Annotated in this window: 20 protein-coding genes and 1 riboswitch; of the genes, 11 read left to right on the top strand and 9 right to left on the bottom strand. The window is 68.6% G+C overall.

The window, feature by feature from the left end; all coding sequences use genetic code 11:
- Nucleotides 1-6: 6 nt before the first annotated feature.
- Genes VNJ48_RS05775 through VNJ48_RS05760 form a run of 4 tightly spaced genes read right to left on the bottom strand, consistent with a single transcriptional unit; the run spans nucleotide 7 to nucleotide 2487 of the window.
- Nucleotides 7-456, bottom strand: a complete 450-nt coding sequence (locus VNJ48_RS05775; RefSeq protein WP_325600002.1) for an ROK family protein — start codon at nucleotides 454-456, stop codon at nucleotides 7-9.
- Nucleotides 453-866, bottom strand: coding sequence for a hypothetical protein (locus VNJ48_RS05770; protein WP_325600000.1), 414 nt, complete (start codon nucleotides 864-866; stop codon nucleotides 453-455). Before VNJ48_RS05770 ends, VNJ48_RS05775 begins: the two co-directional genes overlap by 4 nt.
- Nucleotides 863-2032: an ArsA family ATPase gene (locus VNJ48_RS05765; protein WP_325599998.1), complete on the bottom strand. Its 1170-nt coding sequence runs from the start codon at nucleotides 2030-2032 to the stop codon at nucleotides 863-865. The genes VNJ48_RS05770 and VNJ48_RS05765 overlap by 4 nt, the downstream gene beginning before the upstream one ends.
- Nucleotides 2033-2049: 17 nt before the next feature.
- Nucleotides 2050-2487 carry an SRPBCC family protein gene (locus tag VNJ48_RS05760; RefSeq protein WP_325599996.1) on the bottom strand — a complete coding sequence of 146 codons (438 nt, stop codon included), beginning with the start codon at nucleotides 2485-2487 and terminating at the stop codon, nucleotides 2050-2052.
- A 90-nt stretch (nucleotides 2488-2577) separates the two neighbouring features.
- Here VNJ48_RS05760 and VNJ48_RS05755 point away from each other — a divergent pair, with 90 nt between their 5' ends.
- The 11 genes from VNJ48_RS05755 to VNJ48_RS05705 all read left to right on the top strand — a co-directional run bounded on the left by VNJ48_RS05755 (nucleotide 2578) and on the right by VNJ48_RS05705 (nucleotide 14239).
- Nucleotides 2578-4371 (top strand): AMP-dependent synthetase/ligase, encoded by a 1794-nt coding sequence (locus VNJ48_RS05755; RefSeq protein ID WP_325599994.1) that lies wholly within the window; start codon nucleotides 2578-2580, stop codon nucleotides 4369-4371.
- Between the two features lie 268 nt (nucleotides 4372-4639).
- Nucleotides 4640-5416, top strand: a complete 777-nt coding sequence (gene cpaB / locus VNJ48_RS05750) for a Flp pilus assembly protein CpaB (protein WP_325599992.1) — start codon at nucleotides 4640-4642, stop codon at nucleotides 5414-5416.
- Entirely contained in the window at nucleotides 5413-6645 is a 1233-nt protein-coding gene (locus VNJ48_RS05745; protein ID WP_325599990.1) for an AAA family ATPase, read from the top strand. The genes cpaB and VNJ48_RS05745 overlap by 4 nt, the downstream gene beginning before the upstream one ends.
- Nucleotide 6646: 1 nt before the next feature.
- Nucleotides 6647-8200 (top strand): CpaF family protein, encoded by a 1554-nt coding sequence (locus tag VNJ48_RS05740; RefSeq protein ID WP_325599988.1) that lies wholly within the window; start codon nucleotides 6647-6649, stop codon nucleotides 8198-8200.
- On the top strand, nucleotides 8197-10095 hold the full coding sequence (locus VNJ48_RS05735) for a type II secretion system F family protein (protein WP_325599986.1): 1899 nt from the start codon (nucleotides 8197-8199) through the stop codon (nucleotides 10093-10095). Before VNJ48_RS05740 ends, VNJ48_RS05735 begins: the two co-directional genes overlap by 4 nt.
- Before the next feature lie 4 nt (nucleotides 10096-10099).
- On the top strand, nucleotides 10100-11044 hold the full coding sequence (locus VNJ48_RS05730) for a type II secretion system F family protein (protein ID WP_325599984.1): 945 nt from the start codon (nucleotides 10100-10102) through the stop codon (nucleotides 11042-11044).
- On the top strand, nucleotides 11041-12615 hold the full coding sequence (locus tag VNJ48_RS05725) for a sensor histidine kinase (RefSeq protein WP_325599982.1): 1575 nt from the start codon (nucleotides 11041-11043) through the stop codon (nucleotides 12613-12615). The genes VNJ48_RS05730 and VNJ48_RS05725 overlap by 4 nt, the downstream gene beginning before the upstream one ends.
- On the top strand, nucleotides 12590-13237 hold the full coding sequence (locus VNJ48_RS05720) for a response regulator transcription factor (protein ID WP_325599980.1): 648 nt from the start codon (nucleotides 12590-12592) through the stop codon (nucleotides 13235-13237). Before VNJ48_RS05725 ends, VNJ48_RS05720 begins: the two co-directional genes overlap by 26 nt.
- A gap of 184 nt (nucleotides 13238-13421) precedes the next feature.
- Nucleotides 13422-13598 (top strand): Flp family type IVb pilin, encoded by a 177-nt coding sequence (locus VNJ48_RS05715; RefSeq protein ID WP_325599978.1) that lies wholly within the window; start codon nucleotides 13422-13424, stop codon nucleotides 13596-13598.
- 231 nt (nucleotides 13599-13829) lie between these two features.
- The gene (locus VNJ48_RS05710; protein WP_325599976.1) at nucleotides 13830-14012 is read left to right on the top strand and encodes a Flp family type IVb pilin; all 183 of its coding nucleotides are present in this window, start codon (nucleotides 13830-13832) and stop codon (nucleotides 14010-14012) included.
- Between the two features lie 80 nt (nucleotides 14013-14092).
- Entirely contained in the window at nucleotides 14093-14239 is a 147-nt protein-coding gene (locus VNJ48_RS05705) for a Flp family type IVb pilin (RefSeq protein WP_325599974.1), read from the top strand.
- A 29-nt stretch (nucleotides 14240-14268) separates the two neighbouring features.
- On the opposite strand, the gene VNJ48_RS05700 is transcribed toward VNJ48_RS05705, so the two are convergent.
- From VNJ48_RS05700 to VNJ48_RS05680, 5 genes are all read right to left on the bottom strand, one after another.
- Nucleotides 14269-15555 (bottom strand): M48 family metallopeptidase, encoded by a 1287-nt coding sequence (locus VNJ48_RS05700; RefSeq protein ID WP_325599972.1) that lies wholly within the window; start codon nucleotides 15553-15555, stop codon nucleotides 14269-14271.
- Nucleotides 15522-16733, bottom strand: a complete 1212-nt coding sequence (locus tag VNJ48_RS05695; RefSeq protein ID WP_325599970.1) for a hypothetical protein — start codon at nucleotides 16731-16733, stop codon at nucleotides 15522-15524. The genes VNJ48_RS05700 and VNJ48_RS05695 overlap by 34 nt, the downstream gene beginning before the upstream one ends.
- Before the next feature lie 37 nt (nucleotides 16734-16770).
- Nucleotides 16771-17766, bottom strand: a complete 996-nt coding sequence (locus VNJ48_RS05690) for an NlpC/P60 family protein (protein ID WP_325599968.1) — start codon at nucleotides 17764-17766, stop codon at nucleotides 16771-16773.
- A gap of 13 nt (nucleotides 17767-17779) precedes the next feature.
- A riboswitch (cyclic di-AMP (ydaO/yuaA leader) is annotated at nucleotides 17780-17942 on the bottom strand.
- A gap of 139 nt (nucleotides 17943-18081) precedes the next feature.
- A complete protein-coding gene (locus VNJ48_RS05685; protein WP_325599967.1) occupies nucleotides 18082-18288 on the bottom strand; it encodes a hypothetical protein in 207 nt (68 codons plus the stop codon).
- Between the two features lie 43 nt (nucleotides 18289-18331).
- A complete protein-coding gene (locus VNJ48_RS05680; RefSeq protein WP_325599965.1) occupies nucleotides 18332-19702 on the bottom strand; it encodes a hypothetical protein in 1371 nt (456 codons plus the stop codon).
- Between the last annotated feature and the right edge of the window lie 2 nt (nucleotides 19703-19704).

The raw sequence follows: 19704 nt of genomic DNA, 5'->3' as shown, positions 1-19704 counted from the left end.
AGGAGATCAGCCGCGAGGGGCGAGCTCCCCTCGGCGGCGGCGCGGGCTCCGCGCACGAGCGCCGTCCCAGAGGCGTAGGACGTCGTCCCTGCCTGCGCCGAAGGTGAACTCGCCCCACGCCGCGGCGTTGGCGTCGTTCTCAACCACGACGGGCAGGTCGACCCGCTTCTCGATCTCTGCCTTGAGGTCCAGGTCACGCCACGCGAGGTTGGGGGCGGACAGAATCTGGGCCCGGTGCCGATCGACGTATCCCGCCGCGCCGATCCCGACGCAGACGATCTCGTGGCGCGAGGCGAGGTCGCCGACGAGACCGCCGGTGGCATCCTCGAGCGCATCTGCGTCGCGCGCCGGCGACTCCACCCTCAGCTCCTCCAGCACGGACCCGTCGGCAGCGACGACCCCTGCCGCGATCTTGGTGCCGCCCACGTCGACTCCGCAGGCAAGACCTACGGTCATGAGGGCTCGTCTGCGGGCCAGTCGTCGGTCGGCTCGTCCAGGTCGATGTGCTCGACCCCGGACCCGGACGCGGGCTCGCCGGGCGGCACCACCGTCGCCAGCATCCCGGCGGCGGCATGCATCAGCGAGGCCGCGGCACTGGCCAAGTGGTTCTTGACCTCCGGACTCAGGTGGCGCGCCGCGTGCACCGTGCGGCAGATGGGGCACACCGTGCACTCGGCTGCGCCGGTCGCGAGGTGGCCGTTGAGGTCGTGGGCGGCCGCAGTCGCATGGTCGGACATCCCCGAGACGCTCTCGCCCAGTCCGTGGCCGTGTTCGCGGGCCCAGTCGTTGATCGCGCCCAGCAGCTTGGTGGCCTCCTCGGCCAACGACCCGACGTCGGGGTCGTGTCCGTCCTGCGCGTGCGTCACGACGTGCCCTCCTCGAACCTGACCTGGAGCTCCCCCTGGGCCATCCGCGCACCGGCCACCCGGTGACGGCCCAACCCCGGGGGCAGCGTGAGCAGACGACGATACGACCCCACACTCACCACGAGCTCGTCGCCGTGCCGGGCGAGATCGACGTCGTCGCGGGTGACGTGCGGCAGGGCGAGGTGGAGCACGGCCCCCGAGCCCGTGCGGGTGACGCGGAACGGTCCGTTCCCCTCGGGGACCGCCAACGGGTCGCAGTCGGCGTACACCTCACGCGCCAGCTCTGTCAGGGCCTCGACGCCGATGGGCTCCGCCGTGCGGTAGACCGAGCGCCACAGCGGCAGACCGGCGAAGGACTCCGAGACCTGGCCGAGCACGTGCTTCTGGGCCAGGACCCAACCGGCACGCCAGTCGTCGCTACCGTCCTCCGGGAAGATCCGGTTGACCACGACGCCGTCGACCCGATAGCCGAACAGCGACAGCATCGTGTAGGAGCGACGGGCCTCCGCGAGCACCACGGACTCCGGCGTCAGCACCACCCGGACACTTGAGTCCGGCCCCGTCAGCAGTCCGTGCACCTCGTCCAGCTCCGCGTGCAGGCGCTCGATCGCACCGAAGACCGAGTCCTCGGGCATCGGCATCTTGGCCGCCCTCGACAGCATCGGCCCCAGCGCCTTGACGATACGGCGCTCCACCGGGAAGACCCGCTCCATGTACCACCCGAGTGCCTCCGGCAGGGCCAGCAATCGCAGGGTCTCGGCGGTTGGCGCGCAGTCGACGATGATGACGTCCCACTCGCCGCACTGGGCCTGCGCCCGCAGCTCGAGCAGCGCCAGGACCTCCTCCGCGCCGGGGATGACCGCCAGCTCCTCCGCCGCCACCGGATCGACACCGGCGACGTCGAGCACGCGCAGGAGATAGGCCTGGATCTCCGCCCACGACTGCTCGAAGCGGAGCTGGGCGTCGACCTGCTGGACGAAGAGGCCTGGCGAGACCTCGCTCGGCTCGGACCCTGCGGGCGCACCGAACGCATCCGCCAGCGAGTGGGCAGCATCCGTGGACAGCACGAGCGTGCGATGCCCCTCGGCGGCCGCCAACGCGGCCGTACCAGCCGCGATCGTGGACTTGCCGACGCCGCCCTTGCCCGTGAACAGAACGATCCGCACGCGTCAGGCCTGCGCGCTCAGAGCGTCTCGACGCGCTTCTTCAGACCCTTGAGGGCGGTGTCGATCAGGATCTTCTCGCCCTTGCGCTTGAGCATGCCGATCAGCGGGATCGAGACGTCCAGGGCGAGGCGATAGGTCACCTCGGTCGAGCCCTCGCCCAGGTCGCGCAGGGCGTAGGAGCCGTCCAGCGCCTTGAGCATCTTGCCCTCGACGAGCGACCAGGTGACCTCACGGTCGCCGTCCCAGTCGTAGGCCAACGTGTATTCGTCCTTGATCGGTGACACGTCGAGCTCGAAGAAGACCTCCTCGGCGCGACCGTCCACCCCCTCGGAGGTGACCTCGGCCGTCTGGACGCCCTTGGCCCACGACGGGTAGGACTTGAAGTCGGCGATCACCGCCATCACCGCGGCGGGCGGGGCGTCGATCACGATCGACGAGGTGGTCTGCTCGGCCATGCCGGTGACCCTACCGGACGTCGAGCCAGCGCAGCTCGAGCTGCTGGCCAGCGATAGCCTGCGGGCACACCGCCCTTCAAGGAGGCCTCTGTGCGCGAGTTCGCTGCGCCACTCACGATCGAGATCCCGGCTGCCGGCAACCTCACCGACGACGTCGTCCGCAACGCCCGCGAGGCTGCTGATGACGTGATCTTCAGCCGTCGCATCTCGAACGCCTGGGTGGACGTGACGGCGGGCGAGTTCCTCGCCGAGGTCTCCGCAGTTGCCAAGGGCCTGATGGCAGCCGGCATCGAGGCCGGCGACCGGGTCGCGCTGATCTCCAAGACCCGCTACGAGTGGACGCTCCTCGACTACGCCATCTGGTTCGCCGGGGCCGTGACCGTGCCGGTCTACGAGACGTCGTCCGCCGAACAGATCGGCTGGATCCTGCAGGACTCGGGGGCTCGGGCGGTCGTCGCCGAGAGCGCCCATCATCTCGCCCGGGTCCGCGAGGCGCGCCAGGCCGGAGCGGGCTCCGACCTCAACCACGTCTGGTCGTTGGAGGACAACGCTCTCCGCGTGCTGGGCAAGCTGGGTGAGGACATCTCCGACGAGGCACTCGAGGCGCGGCGTACGACGACCGCGCTGAGCGACCTCGCGACGCTGCTCTACACGAGCGGGACAACGGGGAGGCCGAAGGGCTGCATGCTCACCCACGGCAACTTCATGTTCGAGCTGGAGGTCGCCACTGCGGAGCTCCACGAGCTCTTCGACACCTCCGGCGCCTCCACCCTGCTCTTCTTGCCACTTGCCCACGTCTTCGCGCGGATCATCCAGGTGGGCTGCGTCAAGCAGCGGGTCCGGCTGGGCCACAGTGCCGACATCACCCATCTCCTCGCCGACCTCGAGGCCTTCCAGCCCACCTTCATCCTTGCGGTGCCGCGAGTCTTCGAGAAGGTCTTCAACAGCGCTTCCCAGGGCGCGACTGCTGATGGTCACGGCAAGCTGTTCGACCGCGCAGCCGAGACGGCCATCGCCTGGTCGCGGGCCCAGGACAAGGGCCGGGTCCCGCTCCGGGTCAGGGCCCAGCACGCGCTCTTCGACAAGCTGGTCTACGGCAAACTGCGCGCCGCGCTGGGCGGGAAGTGCTCCTACGCCGTCTCCGGCGGCGCCCCCCTCGGGGAACGCCTCGGCCACTTCTACCGCGGCGTGGGCGTCACCGTGCTGGAGGGCTACGGCCTGACCGAGACCACGGCTGCGCTCACGGTCAACCTCCCGGACGCCCAGAAGATCGGCACGGTCGGCCGGCCGCTGCCCGGCACAGCCGTGCGGGTCGCCGACGACGGCGAGCTGCTCTTCCGCGGCGGCCAGGTCTTCGACGGCTACTGGGCCAACGAGGCAGCGACGGCCGAAGCCGTCGCGGACGGCTGGTTCCACACCGGCGACGTGGGCGAGGTCGACGACGAAGGCTTCGTCCGGATCACGGGCCGCCAGAAGGAGATCCTGGTGACAGCGGGCGGCAAGAACGTCTCCCCCGCAGTGCTCGAGGACCACCTCCGCGCCCACGCACTCATCGACCAGTGCATCGTCGTCGGCGACGGCCAGCCCTTCATCGCCGCCCTCGTGACCCTGGACCGCGACGCCTTCCCCGCTTGGGCCGAGGCGCACGGCAAGTCGAGCTCCGTGGAGGACAACCTCGACGATCCGGACCTGCTCGCAGCGATCGACAAGGCCGTTGACGACGCCAACGCGGCCGTCTCCCGGGCCGAGGCGATCCGCAAGTTCGCCATCCTCCCCGATGAGTGGACCGAGGAGGGCGGGCACCTGACGCCGAGCCTCAAGCTCAAGCGCACGGTGGTCATGCGCGAGTTCCGAGCCGACGTCGAGGCCCTCTACCTACCCTGATCGCGTCCGACCTCGCGCGCCCCGTCACCGAAGTGACTAGGGAATCGGAGTCATCTCTAGTCATTTCGGGTGGTACGAACGCGTCGTTCGGGCGGTTTGTTCGGTTTAGCCCACACACCTCCGGCCAGCCCCCTAGATTTTTCAACCGGGGAGGAATCTGGGTCCTCCCCTACGCCGACTGGTGGCAGCTCACATCACCCGCCCGGCGGTTGACCTGAGCAAACCCAGACGAAATCCCGGATTCTCTGACACTGCGAAGGAACGCCACATGGCTCGCCGCTCCGTCCTCCTGCTGGTTGCTGTGATCATCGCCCTGGCCGGCACAGCACTGATCGTGGTCTACGTCCAAGGCATCGATCAACGCGCCCAGGAAGGCCAGGAGATGGTCGAGGTGCTGGTCGCCTCTGCGACCATCGAGTCAGGCGAGGACGTCACCGACGCGAGCGAGGCCGGGAAGTTCGAGACGCGGGAAGTACGCCGCGCCGACTTCGTCGACGGCGCGTTGACGACCACCCAGGGGATCCAGGACTCGGTCGCCCTCGGCACCATCTTCCCGGGCGAGCAGATCCTGGCCGCCAAGTTCGGCAGCCAGTCCGACTCCGAGAGCCTGGTCATCCCTGACGACAAGCTCGCCGTGTCCGTCGAGCTCTCCGACCCGGAGCGAGTCGCCGGCTTCGTCAATCCCGGCTCCGACGTGGCGATCTTCATGTCGTCCGACCCGGTGCTATTCCTGCCTGACGGCACTCAGAAGACCCTGCCGCCGTACACCCGTCTCCTGCTGCCCAAGGTCCAGGTCATCGGCGTCGGCACGACCAGTGTCTCCGCCACGACGATCACCACCGAGGCCGGCGCCGAGGTCACCGAGTCGGTGCCCAGGACCATCCTGACCGTGGCGGTCAACCAGAAGGACGCAGAGAAGCTGATCTACGCCTCCCGCAACAGCGACGTGTCGTTCGCCCTGCTGAACAAGAACACGAAGATCACCGACCAGCCGGGTGTCTCGGCCGACCAGCTGATGCCCGAGCTCCTCAGGCCCGGACAGTGACCGCAATCCTCGAGCCCGACGTCGGGCAGCTCACGATCGTCCGGACGATGCTCCACGGATCGATCGCCTACCAGACCATGGACGAGCTGGACGCTCATCTGGTCGCCGAACCCCACGAGTTCGCGGTGGTCATCGGGCCGACCGTCGGCATGGACGTCGCCACGGCTTTCGCGAAGCGGTCGCGCATCCAGCGGCCCGATCTCGGCGTGATCCTCCTGCGTCGCGCGATCGACCACGACGTCCTGACAACTGCCCTCCGCAGCGGGATGCGCGAGGTGGTGGAGGCCAGCGACCTGGCCGGCATCACCACCGCCGTGCACCGCGCCCGATCGGTCGCAGGCGAGATGTCCAAGATCCTGGAGGGCGAGGCCAAGGCCGCTGCGACGTCGGCCGTTGCCCAGGTCCGGGCCGAGTCGGCAGCCGCTCAGGCAGCTGCGGACGCTCCGCAGGGCAAGCTGCTCACGGTCTTCTCGACCAAGGGCGGTGTCGGCAAGAGCCTGGTGGCCACCAACACGGCCGTCGCCCTCAGCGACGCCGGCAAGAAGGTCTGCTTGATCGACCTCGACGTCAACAGTGGTGATGTGGCGATCATGCTGCAGCTCTCACCGACGCGGACGATCAATGACCTCGTCGCCTTCAACGGCATCATCGACGAGGAGGCCATCACCTCCATCCTCACCCGTCATTCCGACCGGTTGTCCATCGTCGCTGCGCCCGTGCGGCTCGACTCACCGGACCATGCCACCGCGGACGACATCGGCAACATGATCGACACCCTCAAGGCGATGTTCGACTACGTCGTGGTCGACACGTCCGGGGTCTTCGACGACAACGCCCTCACGGCTCTCGATCGGACCGACACCATCATCCTGGTCGCCACCCTCGACATCCCGGCGCTCAAGGGCCTCAAGCTGGCGACCGGCACCCTCGACCTCCTCAACTTCCCCCGCGACACGTGGAAGTTCGTCCTCAACAGGGCTGACGGGAAGGTCGGGCTCACGGTTGACGAGTTCGAGTCCACCCTCGGCCTCAAGGCGAACACGACGCTGGTCTCGAGCCGCGAAGTGCTGACGGCCGTCAACCGGGGCGAAGCGCTGGTCCGCGCCTACCCCTCGCACCCCAACTCCAAAGCCATCACCTCACTCGCCCACTCGTTCATCGGCGTCAGCGACACCGGGTCCAAGGGTCGCAAGGCCTCAGGCTCCCGCTTGCGTCTCAGGAAGGACTGACATGAGTCTCAGCGACCGGATCGCCGCCGCTCAACGCTCCCGCACGTCCTCGGACGCTCCCGCCACGGCCCGAGAGCCCGCCCCAGCAGCAGCCGGCGTCGCCACCGCGCCCCCTCCTGCCCCCGCTGCACCGGCAGGAGCACCCCCCGGCGCGCGTGTCGCCGCCGCCCGCGCCGCCACTCCTCAGGCAACCGCTCCCCCGTCCGGGACGTCGAACGGGAGCGGCACCACGGCCCTCGCGAAGCTGACGGCCACCAAGGCAGCGCCTGCCGGACGCGACCCCTTTGCCGAGGTCAAGCGGATCGTCCATGCCAAGCTCGTCGAGGCGCTGGGACCCAAGCTGTACGACGCGCACATGACCCAGTCCGAGCTGGAGCAGCAGGTGCACGTCGCCCTGCAGATCGCGCTCGCCGATGCCGACCAGCCGATGTCCTCGGTCGACCGCGCCCGCGTCTCCCAGGAGATTGCCGACGACATCCTCGGCTACGGTCCCCTGGAGCCGCTGTTGCGCGACGGCGACCTCTCCGAGGTCATGGTCAACTCCTTCGACAGCATCTACATCGAGCGCAAGGGCAAGCTGGTCAAGACGGACTTCCAGTTCGCCGACGAGGCCCACCTGCGCCGAACGATCGACAAGATCGTCAGCAAGATCGGCCGACGCGTCGACGAGACCAGCCCCATGGTGGACGCCCGCCTGCCCGACGGCAGCCGTGTCAACGCCATCATCCCGCCGCTGGCTCTCGACGGCTCCAAGCTGACCATTCGTAAGTTCTCCGAGGACCCGTACACCATCGAGGACCTGATCAGCTTCAACTCCATCTCGCGCCAGGGCGCAGACCTCCTCGAAGCCTGTGTCAAGGGCCGCCTCAACATCCTGGTCTCCGGCGGAACCGGTTCCGGCAAGACCACGACACTCAACGTGCTCTCCTCGTTCATCCCCTCCGACGAGCGCATCGTGACCATCGAGGACGCCGCCGAGCTCCGACTGCACCAGGACCACGTCCTGCGGCTCGAGTCGCGTCCGTCCAACATCGAGGGCAAGGGCGCAGTGACCATCCGCGACCTCGTGAAGAACTCGCTGCGCATGCGACCCGACCGGATCGTGGTCGGTGAGATCCGTGACGCTGCCGCGCTCGACATGCTGCAGGCGATGAACACCGGTCACGACGGTTCCATCTCGACGTTGCACGCCAACACCCCTCGCGACGCCCTCTCCCGTCTGGAGACGATGGTGCTCATGGCCGGGATGGACCTGCCGATGCGCGCCATCCGCGAGCAGGTCGCCAGCGCCGTGGACCTGATCATCCAGCAGACCCGTCTCAAGGACGGCACGCGCCGGATCACCGCGATCACCGAGATCGTGGGCATGGAAGGCGAGATCATCACGACCCAGGACGTGTTCCTCTTCGACTACTCGGCCGGCACGGACGAGAACGGGAAGTTCCAGGGCCAGCTCAAGTCGATGGGCCTGCGACCTCGCTTCCTCGAGCGCCTCATCGACCACGGCGTCAAGGTCGACCCGACCATCTTCGCAACCCCCAGCGGGCTGCGATGATCCTGCTTCGGTGGCGCCCCCGCGCTGCGGCGCTCGCGAGTCTTGCCGCACTCACAGTCCTCTCGGTCGCGCCTGCCATGGCCGCCGACGAGGTGACCATCGACTTCGTGGAGACCACCGACGGGGTCGTCTCCATGGTCGTCTCGGTGGACGGCGTGCCGGGCGCGTCGGTCGGCGAGTCCGACGTCTCGGTCCAGATCAACGGCGAGGCAGTCGACGCCAAGGCCAAGGCGGTCGCTGCGGGCGACGTGACGCGTACCTCGATCCTCGTGGTGGACGCCAGCAACAGCATGCGCGGGGCGAAGTTCGACGCCGCGACCGACGCGGTGACCGCGTTCCTGGCAACGGCACCTCCCGACGTCCAGATCGGCATGGTGGCCTTCGCGGGCACCGTCGGCACCGTCGTGCCCCCCACCACGGATCGCCAAGCCCTGCTGGAGGAGTTCACCGGCCTCGAGCTCGCCGCCGGCACCGGCGTCTATGACGCGGTCGCAGAGGCCCTGGAGCTGGCGGGGTCCGAGGGATCTCGTTCGCTGCTGCTCCTCTCCGACGGCGCTGACACCGGCAGCACGGCCACTCTTGACGAGGTGGCGAAGGCGGCGGTGGAGGCCGAGGTGGTGATCGACGTGGTGTCGATCGGAGGGGCGGCGAAGGCCGATGCCCTCAACACCTTCGCGGACGAGACATCAGGCCAAGTCATCCCGGCCGAGGCCGAGGCCTTGGCTGCCGTCGTTGCCGACCAGGCGCAGGCGCTCGCCCAGCAGCTGCTGGTCAGCGTCGAGCTCCCCGACGGGGTGAGTGGAGACGCCGACATCACGGTCAGCGTCGAGGGCGTTGGCACGTCCTTCGACGACTCCGTCTTCGTCAACGTCGGCGAACGCGCGAAGGCCGACACCGGGCCCACGTCGACCGTGGTCGAAGCGCCGCTGGTGAGCACCCCCGTCATGCTGGCGGGAGCCGGCGCCCTGTTCCTCGGCCTGGCCGTTCTCCTGTGGGCGATGCTGTCCGGTGGTTCGGGCCGCAAGTCGTCCGTCGACAAGCGGCTCGACGTCTATTTCGGTGGCGGCGAGACCAAGGGTGGTCGTCGCTCCGCCGATGCCCCCGGAATGAAGGACTCCGCCGTCGCCCTGACCGGGCGGATGGTCAACGACGACCTCGAGACCAAGATCGCCAAGCGCCTCGCCGGCGCGGGGTCCTCACTGACGGTGGCAGAATGGGTGCTGTTGCACGGGGCGATCGCCGTCGGCACCGCCGTCGTCTTCTTCTTCCTGTTGAGCCCGCTCATGGCTGTGCTGGGCCTTCTCCTGGGCATCGTCCTGCCGTGGGTCTACCTGAAGTGGCGGCACTCCCGACGACTCAATGCCTTCAACGGTCAGCTCGCCGAGACCCTCGGCCTGATGGCCGGCGGGCTCCAGGCGGGGTTGTCTCTGCCGCAGGCTGTGGACACGGTCGTCCGGGAGGGGATCGAGCCGATGGCTGGCGAGCTCCGGCGCGCGTTGGTCGAGCAGAGGCTCGGCGTCGACATCGCCGAGGGTCTCGAGGGAGTGGGCGAGCGGATGGAGAGCGACGACTTCGCCTGGGTGGTGATGGCGATCCGCATCCAGCGGGAGATCGGCGGCAACTTGGCCGAGATCCTCAACACGGTCGCCGACACGCTCCGCGAGCGCGAGTATCTCCGCCGTCAGGTGAAGGCACTCAGCGCGGAGGGTCGGCTCTCCGGCTACATCCTGACCGGCATGCCGCCGTTCATCATGGTCTACTTGTCCTTCGCCAACCGCGAATACATCGAAGTCCTGTGGAGCACCGCGATCGGCTGGATCATCCTGGCCATCGCCGGTGTCATGCTCCTCATGGGCGGCATGGCCATGTCCAAGTTGGCAAAGGTAGAGGTCTGAAATCATGTCGTCCACCATCATCCTGTTGCTTGGAGCGGGACTCGTCTTCGCCGCCATCACCCTCGTCCTGAGCATGATCGGTGTCGCCAGCACCGAGCGGCGCGGCGTCGCCCGCTCGGTCGCAGCGATCCAGGCCCTCGACGCCGCTCCAGCCTCGATGAAGGAGTCCGAGCTCGAACGGCCGTTCGCCGAGCGCGTCATCGGACCGCTCGGCGACCGCCTCGTCACGCTGGGGCGGAAGCTGACCCGCGCCGACACCGCCCAGAAGCTGCAATACCGTCTCGATGTCGCCGGCAACCCTCCCGGCTGGGGCGTCAGCCGGTTGATCGGTCTCAAGGCCCTCGGCCTGGGCAGTCTCGGGCTCCTCGGGCTCTTCTACACGGCCGTCGTCATCGGAATGCCCTTCATGCGGGTCATCATCATCTCCGCACTGTTGGCTGCCCTGGGTTACGTCTTGCCCAACATCCTGCTCAACAACGCGGGTCAGAAGCGCTCCAAGCTCATGCGCAACTCCCTGCCAGACGCAATCGACCTGCTGACGGTCTCGGTGGAGGCCGGGCTCGGCTTCGATTCGGCCGTGGGCCGGGTTGCCCTCAACACCAAGGGCCCGTTGTCGGAGGAGTTCGCCCGCCTGCTGCAGGAGATGCAGCTGGGCGTGGGCCGGACCGAGGCCATGAGGGCCATGGCCGAGCGGTCCTCGATCCAGGAGCTGAAGTCGTTCTGCATGGCCATGGTGCAGGCCGACAACCTCGGCATCCCGATCGGTCGGGTGCTGCGCATCCAGAGCGCTGAGATGCGTGTCAAGCGGCGTCAGCGGGCGGAGGAGAAGGCGCAGCAGGTGCCGGTCAAGATCATGATCCCGCTGATGCTCTTCATCCTGCCGTGCCTGTTCATCATCGTGATGGGTCCGGCCGTCATCAGCATGATTGAGATGTTCGGCAAGACATGAGCCCGGCCGCCGGCTACTCAGGCACTGCCTCGCTGAGGCAGTGGCGGGTCACCACCGCCGTCCGGGTCTTCAGCCTGGCGCTGGCGACCGGGTCCGTCCTGGCTGCCGGATCGTTCAGCCAGGCAGCTCCCCTGCTCGCCGCCATCGCCCTGATCGCAAGTGCCACCAGCGCTCTGGAATGGGGCACCCCCACGGTCGGCACTCGGTGGCTGCCGGTCGGCGAGTCCCTGCTCGTCGCCATTCTCCTGATGTCCACGCCCGAGCAGCCGGGGGTGCTCGCCTACCTCGCGGTCCCCCCCGCGGTGGCCGGCGTCCGCTTCGGGCTGGTGACGGCGACCAACGCAATCTTCGTCGCGGCGGCAGCCAGCGTGGTGACCGCCGTGGTCGCTGGTGACCCCGGGGGCGCCGACCGGCTCGCTCGCGCTGCGCTGTGGCTGCTCGCAGGTTACGGCGTCGGTCTGCTGGCCACCTGGCAGCTGCGCTCGGTGCGCGACATCGAGGCGCGGCAGGCGCCGTACGCTGCGGCCAACCAGCTGATGTCGCAGTTGCACCAGCTGGCGCGGCACGGCCGGGTGGGCCTCGACAGCGCACAGGTGGCATCGGACCTGGGCGTCGAGCTGCGCTCGGCCACCGGTGCCGAGCAGTCCGCGGTCTTCATCGACGCAGACGGTGGTGCGGTCGACCTGCTCGCCGCTCATGGCGACACTCCCCAGCTGCTGGCCCTACGCGACCAGATCGCCGACGGCAAGCCCGCCGGCCCCGGGGTGGCCCAGCTCCCCCTCCGCAGCGCCGACAAGGTGCGTGGTCACGTGTTGCTCGTCCGGACCAAGGAGTGGACCGACGAGCCGCTGGCGCGGGCCCAGGAGATCGCCGACGAGTTCGTCCTGCGTCTGGACACGGCCGTCCTGTTCGACGACGTACGCCTCATGGCCACCGCCGAGGAGCGCAACCGGATCGCCCGCGAGATGCATGACGGTGTGGCTCAGGAGGTCGTCGCGCTGGGCTACGTCGTGGACGAGATCGAGACCGTCTCGCAGGAGCCGGAGATCCGGGAGATGGCAGCAAACCTGCGCGGCGAGATCAGCCGCGTTGTCACCGAGCTGCGATTCTCCATCTTCGACCTCCGGCACCACGTCGCCGACCACCGACTGGCCGGAGCGTTGACCGAGTACGTGCGCGAGATCAGCCACGGCACGGGCCTGCGGGTCCACCTGATCCTCGACGAGTCGGGCCCGGCGCTGCCGAGCCGCATCGAGACCGAGCTGCTCCGCATCGCGCAGGAAGCCCTCGGCAACGTGCGCAAGCACGCCCGAGCGGCCAACGTCTGGATCACCTTGGTCTCGGACGGCTCTGACGTCACCTTGAGGATCGAGGACGACGGCGTCGGCAATGCGGTTCCCCGTGAGCGTCACTGGGGACTGCAGACCATGACTGAACGAGCCGAGCGAATCGGTGCCCGCCTCACCATCACGCCACGCGCAGACGGGGGCACAGTCGTCCTGTTGCGCTCGACGGACGTGGCCACCCCCGAAAGGATCACAACCCGTGACCACCACCGTTCTCCTCGTTGACGACCATGAGCTGATCCGCCAAGGATTGGCCCGCGCCTTCGAGCGCGACGACCAGATGACCGTCGTCGGCCAGGTCGGAGGTGTGGCAGAGGCACTGACCGCTTACGCCAGCCTCCAGCCCGACGTCGTGGTCACCGACCTCCAGCTGCTGGACGGGCACGGGCTGGACGTCGTCCGGGCCATCCGGGCCGAGAGCGAGAGCGTGGGTCTGGTGGTGCTGACGATGCACGCCGGTGACGACCAGATCTTCGCCGCCATGGAAGCGGGCGCATCGGGTTTCGTGGGCAAGGACAGCAAGGCCGCCGAGGTGGTCAGCGCTGCCAAGCACGCCGCGGTCGCGCCCAGGACCTTCCTGTGCACCGGGTTGGCCGCGGCAATGATGCGGCGCGCCAGCACCCCGTCCACTCCCTCGCTGTCCGCTCGCGAGGTCGAGGTTCTCGCCCTCCTCGCCGATGGTCTGGGCACCGGGGAGATCGCCGGCCGGTTGTTCATGAGCGAGTCCACCGCGAAGACCCACATCACGCACATCTATCAGAAGCTCGGCGCCGCCAACCGAGCACAGGCCCTCGTGACCGCCATGCGCATGGGGTTGTTGTCGCACTTGGCGCCCCAGCGTTTCTGACTCCTTCGTCGTCACCCCCGGGTGGGCTAGATGTCCGCTCCCGTTTGAGCGCATCTCCCTAGTCAGAGAGGACCAGTGAGGTGCGACCGATCCTCCGATCCGCGCCGAGGTGAAGGCTGCGACGATAACTGCTTGCGCACGCACGGGCCTGTGCAACCTCAACCGTTCAACTAGGGAGACCCCCATGCTCGAGAAGTTCATCACCTTCATGATCGTCGGCCGCAAGAACGACGAAGAGGGCGCCACCGCTGTCGAGTACGGCCTGCTGGTCGCCCTCATTGCCGCAGTGATCATCACCGTCGTCGTGCTGCTCGGCAACCAGATCAACACCGCGTTCAGCTCCATCACCAACCAGCTCTGACTCCGCTCACTCGGCCGGGACCCATTGGGGTCCCGGTCTCTGTGATTTCTGGGCCGGCGAAGCCGCCTGGATCAGCTGGTCCAGTCCAGCGGGTGGTGCGACCTAGTCAGATGGGACTAGTGGGTCTTGACCGATCACCTGATCTCCTCGGAGCCGAGCCGGGGCAAGATTCTTCTCACCGGGTGCCCCCGGCCCCGTCAACACTGACTTCAATTCCCCTAGGAGAATCACATGCTCGAGAAGTTCATTGCCTTCCAGCTCTTCATGCTTGCCCCGCGCGACGAGGAGGACGGCGCCACCGCCGTCGAGTACGGCCTGTTGGTCGCCCTCATCGCCGCAGTGATCATCACCGTCGTCGTGCTCCTCGGCAAGCAGATCAACACCGCGTTCAGCTCCATCACCAACCAGCTCTGATCCAGTCCAGTATGGCCGGGGCGCCTCTCCTCGAGGCGCCCCGGCCTTCTGCATTCCGCTCTCACCGCCAGGAGACAAGCATGAGCTCACAGCCTGAGCCTCGATCTGAGCGCGGAGCGTCGGCGGTCGAGTATGCGCTCTTGGTGGGCCTGATCGCGGCGGTGCTCATCACCGTAATGACCCTGTTGGGTGGCAATATCATCCCGCTTTACAAGTTGACCTTCTGATCAACAGCGACATCTCGACCCGGTCTGCGTCAGCGGACCGGGTCGCCGCCATTTCCGGACCGGAAGGACTCCGCGAGAGCCACCCGCTGCAGCGTCGTGGGGTGACTCCCCCACCACCAGTGCAGCCAGGTCGGCGGCGTCGGGTCTGCACGTGATCTGAGCGCCAGCGTCCGCTGCATCTCGATGAACGCTGGGCCCTCCTCCGTGGCTGCCAGGGCGTCGACGTCCGCGCGCGTCTCGATCTGCCGGCTGATGCCGTTCTGCAGCGGACTCGCCGCCAGCGTGGCCCACAGGGTCAGCGCAAGAACGACCGGCACGACTCCCGGGTCGGCCATGGGCAGCCTGCGTCCCCTGCGGGTCAGCACGAGTCCCAGCAGACCTACTCCGGCTGCGGAGCCCAGGGCACCCAGCGCCGTACCAATGACCACGTCGTCGTGCTCGGCGTGCGCAAGCTCGTGAGCAACCACGGACAAAGCCTCGTCCTGCGACAACGACTCGACGAGGGTGTCGTAGACAACCACCCGGCGGGTGGCTCCGAACCCCGACACGTAGGCGTTCAGGGTGGTGGTACGTCGCGATGCGTCGGCCACCAGGACGTCGTCGACGTGCACACCCTCCTGGGTCGCAAGCTCCAGGATCGCCGAGCGCAGGTCTCCCTGTTCCAAGGGCACGAAGTCGTTGAACAGCGGCTCGACGACGACCGGATAGACGAAGGACGTCAGGACCACCATCGCGCCCACCACGAACGCACCAACGGCCGGCCAGGCACGAGTCCACCGCCGAGCCACCCCGATGAGGACGAGCAGCGCCAGCGAGGTGGCGAGCACCGCGACCGCCTCACTGACGACGAGGTCGCGGGCATAGCCGGCCCACGACTGGTTGCTGAGGCCGTTGGCCAGGCGGTGTCGCTGCAGCATCACGCTGCACGGCAGCGTCGCGAGCCGCCCCACCAAGCCGATCATGGCCACCCCCAGCACGACCCTGACCCACCACGGTCCGGGCAGCCGTGCCATCAGGAGTGCCCCCCAGCGGCTGAAACCAAGGGCGGACGCCACCGCCAGGCTGATGATGAGCGAGGACAGGCTCCACAGCCGTGCCCACGAGGCGTAGTCCTCGCCCCGCCGGATCTCGAGCGGCGTGAACACCGAGTCGGCCGCAACCGCGCGCGGGGTTCCGCCTGCCACGGGTTGCCACGGCACCCAGACGAGGGCGACGATCGCGAACCCGACCGCGGCAACGACCGTGACCCCGAGCGCCACTCGGCGCGCGGCCCGCTCGTCGGTCACGAGGCCAGCCTCCTCAGCCGCTGTTGCCACGCGGCGACCACCTCATCCGGAGTCAGGCCCACGCTCGCGAGGGCGGCGCGGGTGCTCTTCCCCTCGGAGGCCAGCTCGTAGACCCGCACCAGACCTTGCTCTCCCACCTGGGCAGCCACCTCCACGCAGGCCAGCCACGCCATCTCGTAGGCCGCCGCAAGGTCGTCGGCTGCGACGTCGAACTCCGCGGTGCCGGGCAGGCGATCGGGCACACCGCTTCGGCGTACGCTCGCGCGCGCCCGCGCCGCCGTGACATCGAGCGGCAGGTCGATGTCTCGCAGCGCGACGTAGTCGGCGAAGCCCTCCAGCAGCCACGGGTCGATCACGGCATTGGGGGCGTCGGTCGCCACGTGCACGAGCTCGTGGCTGATCACGACCTGGGCGCCTGCGCCGCGAAGACGCCCGGTCACCTCCGGGTTGACGAACACCCTCACGGGGGCGTCACTGCGACCGGAACCGTCGGCCTGTGCCGTGACGGCGGCGATCGCAGAGTAGGTGCCCTCGGCCACGTCAAGGCTTGCGTCGAGACCGGCAGCGCTCGCCGGCACCTCCATCACCACCGATGGACGCCACTGCGGCAGCACGCGACTGACGACGGGGATGGCCCGCCGCACGCGCTGGAGATAGGTCCGCACCTGCCTCGCGGCGTCGTCACCGGCTGCCATGACCAGCGCTGTGTCAGTACGCCGCACAGCGAGCCGTTGGCCCCACCAGAGCGGACTGATGCGGTCGCCGCCGCCGAGCCCGGCGATCACCACGCGGTCGCCGTCTCCTGCGAAGTCCACGAGCACCTCCGCCCTGGCCGGCTCCTCGTCGAAGCCGGCAATGGCCCAGGTCAGTGCCACCGCGGCGGTCCACGAGCCGTCCGGCGACACGGCGCCCACCTCGTCGACGTAGCGAGCCGACAGCTCGGTCAGGTCGAGGACCCTCGCGTTGGTGGCGGCGTCCGCCAGCTGGTCGCGGGCGGCCGCATCGCCATCGGCGGCCAGCTCGGCCGCACCCTCAGGATCGCCGGCCTCGAGGGCGGACAGCAGGTCCTGCACCGCACCCGCCGCCGCGCCGGACTGGGCGGTCGGTGGGCCCTGCCGTGACAGGTCTGCCTCGTAGCGCTCGCCTCGTCCTGACAGCACCAGCCCAGCCAGGACGACCAGCCCCAGGAACAACGAAAGACCGGCCACCCACCATCGTGGGCGGCCGGTCTTCGAGGTCAGGCGATCAGCCAGGGCGGACCGCGCCGACGTAGGGCATGGAGTAGAGGCCGGCGACGGCGACCCCGGTGCCGGGGTTGGCGGCGTGCACGATCATCCCGTTGCCGATGTAGAGGCCGACGTGGCTGATCGGCGAGTAGTAGAAGACTAGGTCACCGGGCTGCAGAGCGCTGGCGGAGACGTGCGCACCGGAGCCGTACTGCGCACTCGAGGAGTGGGGAAGACCGACACCGGCCGCACCCCATGCCCGCATGGTCAGTCCCGAGCAGTCGAAGGCGCTGTCGCCGGTGGCGCCGTAGACGTAGGCATCGCCGACCTGGGCCATGGCGTAGGCCACCGCGGCTGCGGCGCGACCGGACGCAGGCGCTGCGGTCGGGATCCGGCCGGTGCTGCGCGAGCTGGAGGTCTCGAGGAGGCTCGCGCGCTCCTCGGCCTCGAGGTCGGCCAACAGGTCCTTGGCGTCGGCGAGCTTGGAGTCGATGGTCGACTTCTCGTCCTCGAGCTGCTCAGTGGTCTCGGCGATCTCCGCGACGCGCTCGGCAGTCGCCGCACGGCGCAGGTCGAGCGCCTGGAGCTCGGTGGAGTAGTCGTCGAACATGCTGTCCTGGAGGTCGTTGAACCCCGACATGGTCGAGAGCTGACCCAGGAAGGCGCTGGGGTCGTCGGAGACGACGACCTGGCCGACGGTGGAGATGGCCTCTCCCTGGTAGCCCCGCAGGATCGAGTCCGCGACCTCGTTGCGGACCGCCTCGAGCTTCTCGCTCTGGCGGTTCTCGTCGGCACGCAGGGCCGCGAGGTCCTTGCGCAGCTCGTCGAGGTCAAGCTTGGCGTCGTTGTAGCGCTCCGAAGCCTGTTCGGCCTCGTGGTAGAGGCGATCCACCGTGGCCTCGACGTCCTTGATGTCCGGTTCGGCCTGGGCGGGTGAGAGCGGGACGAGGCCGATGGCAAGCAGGGCGGTGATTCCCAGCAGCGCGCTGCCGAGTCGCATCCGGTCGTGATTCACGAGCGGGGGGTTCTCCTTGTGTGTCGTACGTCTACCAGGTGAGCTGACGGGTTCGGGCACGACATGCCCTACGCCCCCTCCGCCATGCGCAAGCGCATGTCCTTGGATGCGATTCACCCCAGACGGGACGTGGTTCCCCGGCTCCGAACCGCTGACGAGGTCAGCGGGATCGGACTCGACGTGGCGTTCGCGCGGACCCCAGTGGCCCACTTCCACGAACGCCTTGGCTCGTCACCCTAGTCGCCCGCAAGGGGCCCTGCCAATCTTCAGCACATTTTCTCCTGATGACCGAGGAGCAGACTCCGGTGGCGACTCTCAGGCAGACTCGACCTCCGGCGCGGCCACCGGCTGGACCAGGCGCAACGGTGGCACCAGTCCCCCGGCCGCGAGCGCCTCGAGGGCGCGCCGTTCGTCGTCGTCGAAGGTCAGCTCCGGCGGGGGGCCGAGGAGCACGGTGACCATGCAGTCGTGGCAGGCCAGACCGCGGACCAGGCAGGTGTCGCAATCGATTCGTGTCGTCATGAGATGCACGGTGACAGCAGGCACCGACACTGGGGCCGGACCGTCACCTGCGCAGGTAGAGCAACCACGAGCCGGAGAGCTCGGTCAGGTCGAAGCCGGGAGTGCCGGCCATCTCTGTCGCAGCAGGAGTGCCCACCTCCACCAGCACGGCCTCGCTGCCTGCGACGGCCCTCGCCATCCCCGGCCGACCGGACATGAAGTCGAGGTAGGCGCTCTGGTCCTCCTGACCGAAGGCATCCAAGGGGTTGGCCAGCCAGACCTGGACGCCCTGGACGGCCAAGCTCTCCACCACCGGCTCGGGGGCGAGCACCACCCGCCCCGGGGCCGCTTCCCGGACGTCCGAAGCGAGAGCCGTGTCGGTCTCGGACATCACCTGCGCCCGCTGCACGAGCACGCCCCCACAGACCGCCAGAGCGACCGCCAGGAGGCCCAGGGGCCGCACGCCCGGCCATCCTGCGGGGGGGCGCTCAAGGGATCTCGCCCGGACCAGTCCGTAGGCCGCCGGCGCTGCGAGGAAGAGCAAAAGCCAGACACCGTTGCGGGTGGCCATGACCGTGGCAATGGCGAGACCCGCCAGCGCGACGTACTCCCACGCTGGCAGCCTGCGGCGTAGCGCGCATCCGCCGAGCACGACGGCTGCGACGATCATGAGCACGTCGAAGGGGTTGGTCAGGCTGGGAGCGGCCCAGAGCCCTTCCTTCTGCGCAGCAGCCTCGTTCTGCAGGACACCCACGTAGTAGTGAGGGGTGCGCCACCCAGCGGGATTGAGGAACAGGGCGCCCAGGGTCGAGATGCCGATGAGAAGGGTTTCGACGAGTCGGTGGCCGAGCCGTGAGAACAGCAGGTAGGCGCCGATCACGCAGACTCCGAGGAGCACCGAGCCGTGCAGGTTGCCCCAGATCGCAACCAGGGCAGGCGCCCACCACATGGCTCTGCTGGGCCGATCGTGCTGTGCGCGGACCAGGATGAGGACGATCGCAAAGGGAACGAGCGAGAACGTCTGCAGACGAACGACGCCGAACGTCGCGATGCCGCCCAGCAGCAGCACCCCCACCACGAGGCCCGCCGTGAGATCTGTCGCCCCGCGGTGACGCGCGCCGAGAGCGACGAGGCCGAGTGCGGCGAGCACGAGGAGGTAGTGCCAGACGAGCAGGCCAGCGAGCCCGGCCTCATGGACGACGGAGAGCACGAGTTGGGCGAGCACCAGGACAGGAGGCCATCCCTCACTCGGCGCGGTCGCGAACGGGACGCCATCAGGCAGCGCGCCGGTGGCGCGGACGTGATCGCCCATGGCCACGAGCCACAGAAGGTCGGCGCCCACCAGGATCAGCAGCGCCAGGAGGAGTCCGCTGACGAACAAGCTCGCTCCGACCGCGCGGCAGGTCGTGTCCCGCTCGCCACTTCGACCCGTCACAG

The sequence above is a fragment of the Nocardioides sp. genome, assembly GCF_035576065.1.
Classification (GTDB): Bacteria; Actinomycetota; Actinomycetes; order Propionibacteriales; family Nocardioidaceae; genus Nocardioides.
Note: the sequence above shows the minus strand (reverse complement) of the source record. Positions and strands in the feature narration are given on the sequence as shown.

Bases quoted from the DNA above. Each gene is read 5' to 3' on its own strand.
- VNJ48_RS05775 (WP_325600002.1), bottom strand. From the start codon at position 456: ATGACCGTAGGTCTTGCCTGCGGAGTCGACGTGGGCGGCACCAAGATC.
- VNJ48_RS05760 (WP_325599996.1), bottom strand. From the start codon at position 2,487: ATGGCCGAGCAGACCACCTCGTCGATCGTGATCGACGCCCCGCCCGCC.
- cpaB (WP_325599992.1), top strand. From the start codon at position 4,640: ATGGCTCGCCGCTCCGTCCTCCTGCTGGTTGCTGTGATCATCGCCCTG.
- VNJ48_RS05740 (WP_325599988.1), top strand. From the start codon at position 6,647: ATGAGTCTCAGCGACCGGATCGCCGCCGCTCAACGCTCCCGCACGTCC.
- VNJ48_RS05735 (WP_325599986.1), top strand. From the start codon at position 8,197: ATGATCCTGCTTCGGTGGCGCCCCCGCGCTGCGGCGCTCGCGAGTCTT.
- VNJ48_RS05730 (WP_325599984.1), top strand. From the start codon at position 10,100: ATGTCGTCCACCATCATCCTGTTGCTTGGAGCGGGACTCGTCTTCGCC.
- VNJ48_RS05725 (WP_325599982.1), top strand. From the start codon at position 11,041: ATGAGCCCGGCCGCCGGCTACTCAGGCACTGCCTCGCTGAGGCAGTGG.
- VNJ48_RS05715 (WP_325599978.1), top strand. From the start codon at position 13,422: ATGCTCGAGAAGTTCATCACCTTCATGATCGTCGGCCGCAAGAACGAC.
- VNJ48_RS05710 (WP_325599976.1), top strand. From the start codon at position 13,830: ATGCTCGAGAAGTTCATTGCCTTCCAGCTCTTCATGCTTGCCCCGCGC.
- VNJ48_RS05705 (WP_325599974.1), top strand. From the start codon at position 14,093: ATGAGCTCACAGCCTGAGCCTCGATCTGAGCGCGGAGCGTCGGCGGTC.
- VNJ48_RS05685 (WP_325599967.1), bottom strand. From the start codon at position 18,288: ATGACGACACGAATCGATTGCGACACCTGCCTGGTCCGCGGTCTGGCC.